This window comes from Sandaracinobacteroides sp. (assembly GCF_057137845.1).
The window spans coordinates 1-6,578 of record NZ_DBNHFX010000174.1; the positions used below are offsets into that span (position 1 = coordinate 1).

General features: G+C 67.0%; 6 protein-coding genes. 1 reads left to right on the top strand and 5 read right to left on the bottom strand.

Annotation, left to right across the window (positions count from 1 at the left end; translation table 11 throughout):
• Positions 1 to 115: 115 nt before the first annotated feature.
• On the bottom strand, positions 116 to 685 hold the full coding sequence (locus tag AC16JP_RS09925; RefSeq protein WP_484340455.1) for a manganese efflux pump MntP: 570 nt from the start codon (positions 683 to 685) through the stop codon (positions 116 to 118).
• A 56-nt stretch (positions 686 to 741) separates the two neighbouring features.
• On the bottom strand, positions 742 to 1,002 hold the full coding sequence (locus AC16JP_RS09930) for an EF-hand domain-containing protein (RefSeq protein ID WP_484340456.1): 261 nt from the start codon (positions 1,000 to 1,002) through the stop codon (positions 742 to 744).
• Positions 1,003 to 1,190: 188 nt separating this feature from the next.
• Between AC16JP_RS09930 and AC16JP_RS09935 the strand changes: the two genes are divergently transcribed.
• The gene (locus AC16JP_RS09935) at positions 1,191 to 2,627 is read left to right on the top strand and encodes a hypothetical protein (RefSeq protein ID WP_484340457.1); all 1,437 of its coding nucleotides are present in this window, start codon (positions 1,191 to 1,193) and stop codon (positions 2,625 to 2,627) included.
• 8 nt (positions 2,628 to 2,635) lie between these two features.
• Here the strand turns inward: AC16JP_RS09935 and alr are convergent, their stop codons facing one another.
• The 3 genes from alr to AC16JP_RS09950 all read right to left on the bottom strand — a co-directional run.
• Complete coding sequence (gene alr, locus AC16JP_RS09940; protein WP_484340458.1) at positions 2,636 to 3,688, bottom strand: alanine racemase; 1,053 nt, start codon at positions 3,686 to 3,688, stop codon at positions 2,636 to 2,638.
• A gap of 54 nt (positions 3,689 to 3,742) precedes the next feature.
• On the bottom strand, positions 3,743 to 6,133 hold the full coding sequence (locus AC16JP_RS09945; RefSeq protein WP_484340459.1) for an arylsulfatase: 2,391 nt from the start codon (positions 6,131 to 6,133) through the stop codon (positions 3,743 to 3,745).
• A partial coding sequence (locus tag AC16JP_RS09950) for an MBL fold metallo-hydrolase (protein ID WP_484340460.1) occupies positions 6,114 to 6,578 on the bottom strand: 465 nt, incomplete at its 5' end. The genes AC16JP_RS09945 and AC16JP_RS09950, both read right to left, overlap by 20 nt.

Consider the following 6,578-nt stretch of genomic DNA (forward strand, 5'->3'; position numbering starts at 1 on the left):
CTGGCGGAAAGCGTGATGGTGAACATCGGGCGCGACCGGTCGGGCGCTGCGCCGATCGGGCCTGAAAAGCGGGCGCTGCTTGAACGGTGGCGCGTGCGGGCAGGCTGAGCCGCCGCTAGCCGGCGAATACCCCCAGATGTTCGGCGAGGATCGCCAGCCCGATCCCGATCAGGGTGATGCCGCCCAGCAGTTCGGCGCGCTTGCCGAACCGCGCGCCGACGTGGCGGCCGATCAGCATGCCGATGGTGGTGGCCAGAAAGGTGGACAGGCCGATAGAGGCCGCCACCAGCCAGATGCTGACTCCGATGAACGCGAGGCCGACACCGATCGCCGCCGAGTCGATCGAGGTGCCGATCGCCGTCAGCACCAGTGGCGCAAGCCCCGCGCCGCGTGGCGAAGCATCGTCGCCGGTGTCGCCGTCGCGGGATTCCCGGATCATGTGGCTGCCGACCAGCGCCAGCAGGATGAAGGCGATCCAGTGATCGACTTGCTGCACATATCCGGCGGCCGCCCTTCCCGCGAACCACCCGAGAACCGGCGCGGTTGCTTCGATGAGGCCGAACACCAGCCCGGCGCGGATGGCGGCGGGCAGCGGCGGCCGGTGCGCCGCGCCGCGCGCGACGGCCGCCGCGAATGCATCGGTCGACATGCCGAGCGCGAGGGCGAGAATGGTGAGGGGGTTCATGCAGGTGGCCTTGTGGATGCGCTGTGCGAAGGCGCCCGCTGCGCAGAGCGGCTGGCCTACAGGCCGGGGTCTTCATCGGCAAGAGGCGTTGCACCTCGGGGCGGGTTGTCCGGCATCGACCGGGACCGCCGGGCCTTTTGCAGGGCAGCGCGCAGTTCCGCGCGGCTCAGCAGCCCGTCGCCATTGCTGTCCATGCGGTCGAACGCCTGTCCGCTCTGCCCCTGCGCCACCCATTCCGCCCGGTTGAGGCTTGGCTTGGGCGCGGCGGCCGCCGGCATTTCGGCCGCGATCAGCAGGAAAGGCAGCACCGCCATCATCGGCCCTCCTTGGTATGCGCTTCGTTACAATCGGTCTGGCGGCTGCATCTTCTACTTCCGTTGCCGCTGTGGCAAGCAGCAGTCTGGCAGGGGTCGCCTGCCAGCAATCCAACGGTTGAGGAGGCTATCCACGACGCCTGCCTCATGCCAGAGGAATGTTGCGTCGCCACGAGCCCAAGGCCATAGGAATGACCTTTCCAGGACTGTCACATGTCGAGCCGTTCGGTTTCCGGATTACTCCGGATGGCAGGGTCCGGTTGTCTTCCGGGCTTTCGGAAATTCCATGTTATGATGCGACTGGCGCGCGGGTCGCCACCCTATACGGTGTGCTGCTTTCGGGATGGGCGGGGCCGGGGCTGCGCGTTTCCGCAAGCGAAGTTCGCGCAGATTTTGCCGTGACCGACGAGCGGGTGTTCGTGCGTAGCCTGCTATATGGCCTGCACGGTATGTTTGCAGCAGTCAGCGAGGGGGTGCTCGGGCGGCATCTCTACCCGGATTTCGGTGGCTCGATTCCGCTGTGCTGGTGCGAGGACAGCGGCCGCATCGGCGCATCGGCGGACCAGATTCTCGACGATGCCGAGTATCAATCACGTTTTCTGCAAGAGCGCTATCAGCGGCTGGTTGCATCGGAAGGGCACGGCTGGATCACCGGTACCCTGACCGCGCACAACCGGATTCGCCGCCTGCTGCCAGGCCACGCGCTTGATCTCGCCACTCTGGCGCCACGACGCGTGTGGCCGTTGCCTGGGGAACTGCAATTCGGAGCCAGCCTGGAGGATGCGGCCGAACGGGCCGGAACAGCCCTTCGCGGATTCGTCACGGCCGTCGCCCGCGAACACCGCACAGCCATCACCCTGACCGCAGGGTTCGACAGCCGCATTCTGCTGGCGGCTGCGAGGGAGGTGAAGAGCGATCTGGAATTTGCCACGTTCGGCCGGGCGGGGGATGGGCTGGATCAGGATATGTCGGCCAGAATCTCGGCGGCATTGGGATTGAAGCACCGGCTGATCCCGACTCGCGAGGCCTCGGCGCAGGATGAATTGCGGTGGGACCGAATGGTTGGCCACTGCATGCGGGAGGTGAATCGCCGTATCCACCCCACGCTGGGCGACGTTCCGGCCGACATCGTGCTGACCGGAATGTATGGCGAGATAGGTCGCTCTCGCCTGTATCGGCAGGACACGTCGAGCATCAACGACAAACCTGCAACGGCGGAATTCGTGCTTTCCCGCCTGACGCTGCCGCTGGACCGCGAGCAAATTGCAGATGTCGCCCGCTGGGTCGAAGGGTTGGCATGGATGCCCCGTTCGATGGTGCTGGACATAGCCTTCAACGAGCTGAAGTTCGGCACATGGGCCTTGGGGCAGGCGCCGGCCCAGAAGGCGGTAAAGTGGTCGATGATGCCCTTTGCCCAAGCCGCGGTACAGGCGGCCTTCATGGAGACGGCGCCCGAAGTGAAGGGAACACAGGCACTGTTCACGGCCATCGCCACGCACCTTTGGCCGGATACGATGGACTTTCCGATCAACCGCTATGGCGATTGGCGCGACAGGCTGGGAAAGCTTGCCAAACTGACCGACCGTGAGCGGTTGTTGCGTTACCTAAGGGACAGGCTGGCGCGCTGAGCGACTGCCTAGTCCCACAGCCGATCATAGCGGCGGGACATCCAGGTCAGCAGTTCATATTGCGACAGGCCGCTGGCCGCCGACAGCGCGGGCAAATCGAAGTCGAGGGGCAGCCAGTCGCCTTCGGTGATCGTGGTGCCGGTCACGTCGACGGCCAGCATGTCCATCGAGATGCGCCCCGCAAGCGGCAGCCGCCGGCCGCCGGCCAGCACATGAAGATGCGGGGCGAGCAGCCGCGATATGCCATCGGCATAGCCGATGTTCAGGGTGGCGATCCGGCTTTCGCGCGTTGCCCGCCATGTGGCGCCATAGCCGACTTCGGCGCCTTCGGGCACGTCGCGCAACTGGATCACGCGGGCTTCCGGGCGGACGACCGGCATCACCTGGGCGTCAGGATGTGGCACCCCGCCATACAGGCCAAGGCCGGGGCGGACATGATCGAAGCTGTAGGCGCGCCCCCAGCAGATGCCGGCTGAATTGGCGAGCGCGCGCCGGGCCTGTGGCTCGAAGCCTGCGAACGTGTGGAACGCGGCAAGCTGGCGTGGCGTAAGGGGGTGCGCGGGTTCGTCGGCGCAGGCCAGATGGCTGTGCACCGTATCCACCCGAATGCCCGCCACTGCGCCCAGATCGCCCGCCGCAAGCCCCAGGCGGTTCATGCCGGTTTCGACCATGATGTCGGCCGTGCGGCCGGGGAAGGCTGTGGCCCATTGCGCGCATTGGGCTGGCGTATTGAGGACCGGGCGCGCCGCCGGCAGCGCCCGTGCGGCAGGCGTGCATTCAGCCGTGAACCCATGCAGCACGAGGATCGGCAGATCGGGCCGCGCCAGCGCCACGGCCTCGGGCCAGGTCGAGACGGCGAACGCCCGTGCGCCCGAGCGTTCCAGTATCCGCACGACTTCTGCCGCGCCCAGACCATAGCCATCGGCCTTGACGGCGGGGATTGCAGGCACGCCCGCCTTTTCCTCGAACCAGCGGAAATTGCCTGCAAGCGCCTGACTATCGAGGCGGAGCCTGAGAGGGGCCGGGATCAGTGGAGCCTGAATCAGCGGGGCGTTTGCCATGCGGCAGGAATAGGTTGGCATAGGCGGCCGCGCAACCATCGCCCGCGCCTGCCGCTAGACGTTCAGCTTCATCGCCTTCAGGAACCGCATGGTTTCCAGCGGGCCGAGGCCGGCATTGTCGACGCGGATATGCACCCGGTCGATCGTGCCGTCGAACGCAAAGGGTGCCCGATAGGCCGCGGATACGCGGTTCCCGAAGTCGGCGCCGACGGAAAAGCCATCGTAGCTTGTGGAAAACAACGCGTGGGCAAAGCGGCGTTCGGCGCGCTTTTCGCCGTTCACAAAAAGCGCGCCGGCGCCATCGAACGGCCGGGATTTCATCGTCTGCACATAGCGGATCTCCAGCGCGCCTTCCGGCACCGGGCCGCCGTCGATCACCTCGCGCCAGGGCAGCAGCGACTGTTCGTAGAACAGCCGCCCTCCCTTTACATAGAGCGTGTACCCGGCTGGCTGGCTGCCATGGGCGACCAGCACCCCGTCGCCCAGCCGGTGGCAGGATACGGTGATTTCATGCGGGAGGCCGCAGCAGACCGGCGCGGCCTCGCGGCTCAGCCGTTCGATGGGCGGCGTCAGCACCCATTCCGATCGCAGCCCGCGCGCCTGCCGGTCCTGCACCATGCGGATGACCATCGCCCGGTCGTCCAGCGGAAACACATCGTGGGTTTTTGCAGCCTGCTGCCACTTCGCTTGCAGTTCCCGCACCTTTTCCGGCATCGATGCGGCAAGATCGTGCAGCTCGTTCGGATCCTTCGACAGATCGTAAAGTTCCCAGCGGTCATCGCCGAACGGCGCGCCGCGCCGGTGGTTGGTGACGAGGCGGAAGGGCGCCGAATAATAGGCGCGCTGCCCGCCCAGTTCGAAATATTGCTCGGTGCGGGTCGGCGCCGTTGCCGAAGCGAACGTCGGCAGGATCGATCTGCCCTGCGGCGGCTTCAGCCTGCGGCCGTTGCGGCTGGCGGGGGCGGTGCGGCCGGTTGCTTCGAGGATGGTGGGCAACAGGTCGATCACATGCACGAACTGCTGCCGGATCGCCCCGGCCTCGCCGTTGCCGGCTGGCCAGCTTGCGATCAGCGGGTCGGCGACGCCACCCAGATGGGTATATTGCTTGTAGAGCCGGTAGGGCGTGTTGGAGGCGTTCGTCCAGCCGACGGGGTAGTGCGGGAAGGTAGGGTCTTCGCCCATCACCGGATAGAGCTTTTGCGCTTCGGCCACGGGAACCGGCCGGCCGTAGGCGGCGGCAAAGACGTTGGGCGTGCCGGTCGGCGTTCCTTCGGCGGACGCGCCGTTGTCGGAAAACAGCAGGATCAGCGTGTTGTCCAGCTGGCCGAGCGCCCGCAGCCGTTCGACCAGCCGGCCGATGTTGGCATCGATGTTCGCCAGCATCGCCGCGTAGATTTCCATGTAGCGTGCATAAAGCGTGCGTTCGGATGCCGGGAGATCGGCCCAGGGGCGGGCATTGTGGCCGAGCGGCGGCAGCGCGGTTTCCGCCGGAATAAGGCCGAGCTGCTTTTGCCGTTGCAGCCGCGTGGCGCGGATTTCGTCCCATCCGGCATCATACCGGCCCTTGAAGCGGTCGCGTTCGGCGGCGCGGGCCTGTAGTGGCGAATGCAGCCCCGGGTAGGCCAGTTGCAGATAGAACGGCCGCCCCGGCTCCAGCGCCTGCTGCGTCGAGACATAGCGGATCGCCCGGTCGGTCAGGTCGTCGGTGATGTAATAATCCGGCGTTGCCGGCGGTTCGACGGGGGCGACGCCGTCGAACAGCTCGGACGGGGCGAAATAGTCGGTCGAATGGCCCTGAAACCAGTAGGCGCGCTGAAATCCGCGCTGCGTCGGCCAGTTGTCATAGGGACCGTTCGCGCCCGATGCATGCGCCGAATTTACATGCCATTTGCCGACGAGGAAGCTGTTCCAGCCTGCGTCGCCAAGGATTTCGGCAAGGGTTGCGGCGTCGTGCGTCAGGTCTCCGCGATAGCCGGGATAGCCGGAATCCACGTCGGCGAGCCAGCCCATTCCCGCGCTGTGGTGGTTGAGACCGGTCAGGTAGGCGGCGCGCGTCGGGCTGCACATGGCGGTGGTGCGGAAGTTCGCATAGCGGACGCCGCGCGCCGCCAGCGCGTCGATGTGGGGTGTGGGGATTTCCGAGCCGTAGCAGCCGAGATCGGCAAAGCCGACATCGTCGAGGATGATGGTGACGATGTTGGGTGCGCCTTTGGGCCATGGCTGACGGTCGGGTGCGGCGGGCCGGCTGTCGGCGAAGCTTTCGGAGACGAGGGCAGGTTCGCCGGGCTTCCCGGCGGGTGGCGAAACCAGCGCCCGCCGCCGTTGCTCGACGGCGCGCGCGCCGAGAGCGGCCGCCCCGGCAATGCCTGCGCCTGCTGCGCCGCCCAGCAGCAGCGAACGGCGGTCCAGGCGCTTCGTTCCCTCGTCATCGCGGTTGGTCGTCATCTGGCCCTCGTGCGGTTTTTCCGCCCGCGCGTGCGGGCAGGCTGAACAATTCCCGGTCGGACGCGATCCACAGGTGCCCGCCGAAGTGCTGGCGGGCGTTGCCCAGAAAGGCGGCCTCGAGGCCCGGTATCCTGAGCGGCGGCACGATGTGGGTCAGCGCCAGCGCGCCGACCCTTGCGCGCGCCGCCTGCATGGCGACCTGTTCCGGGGTGCTGTGGTAGTTTTCGATGTCGTGCAGGATCTGCGCCAGCGCCCTGTTGCCTGCAGCCCGCGCGGCGCTGCCCAGCACCCTGACGAGGCGCGGTTGCAGCGCTTCATGGACGAGGAGGTCGCAGCCGCGCGCCACCTCGACCAGCAGCGGATCGGGGGCGGTGTCGCCGGAAACGGTGACGCAGGCCCCCGCATGATCGATGCGATAGCCGACGGCCGGTTCGACGGGGCCGTG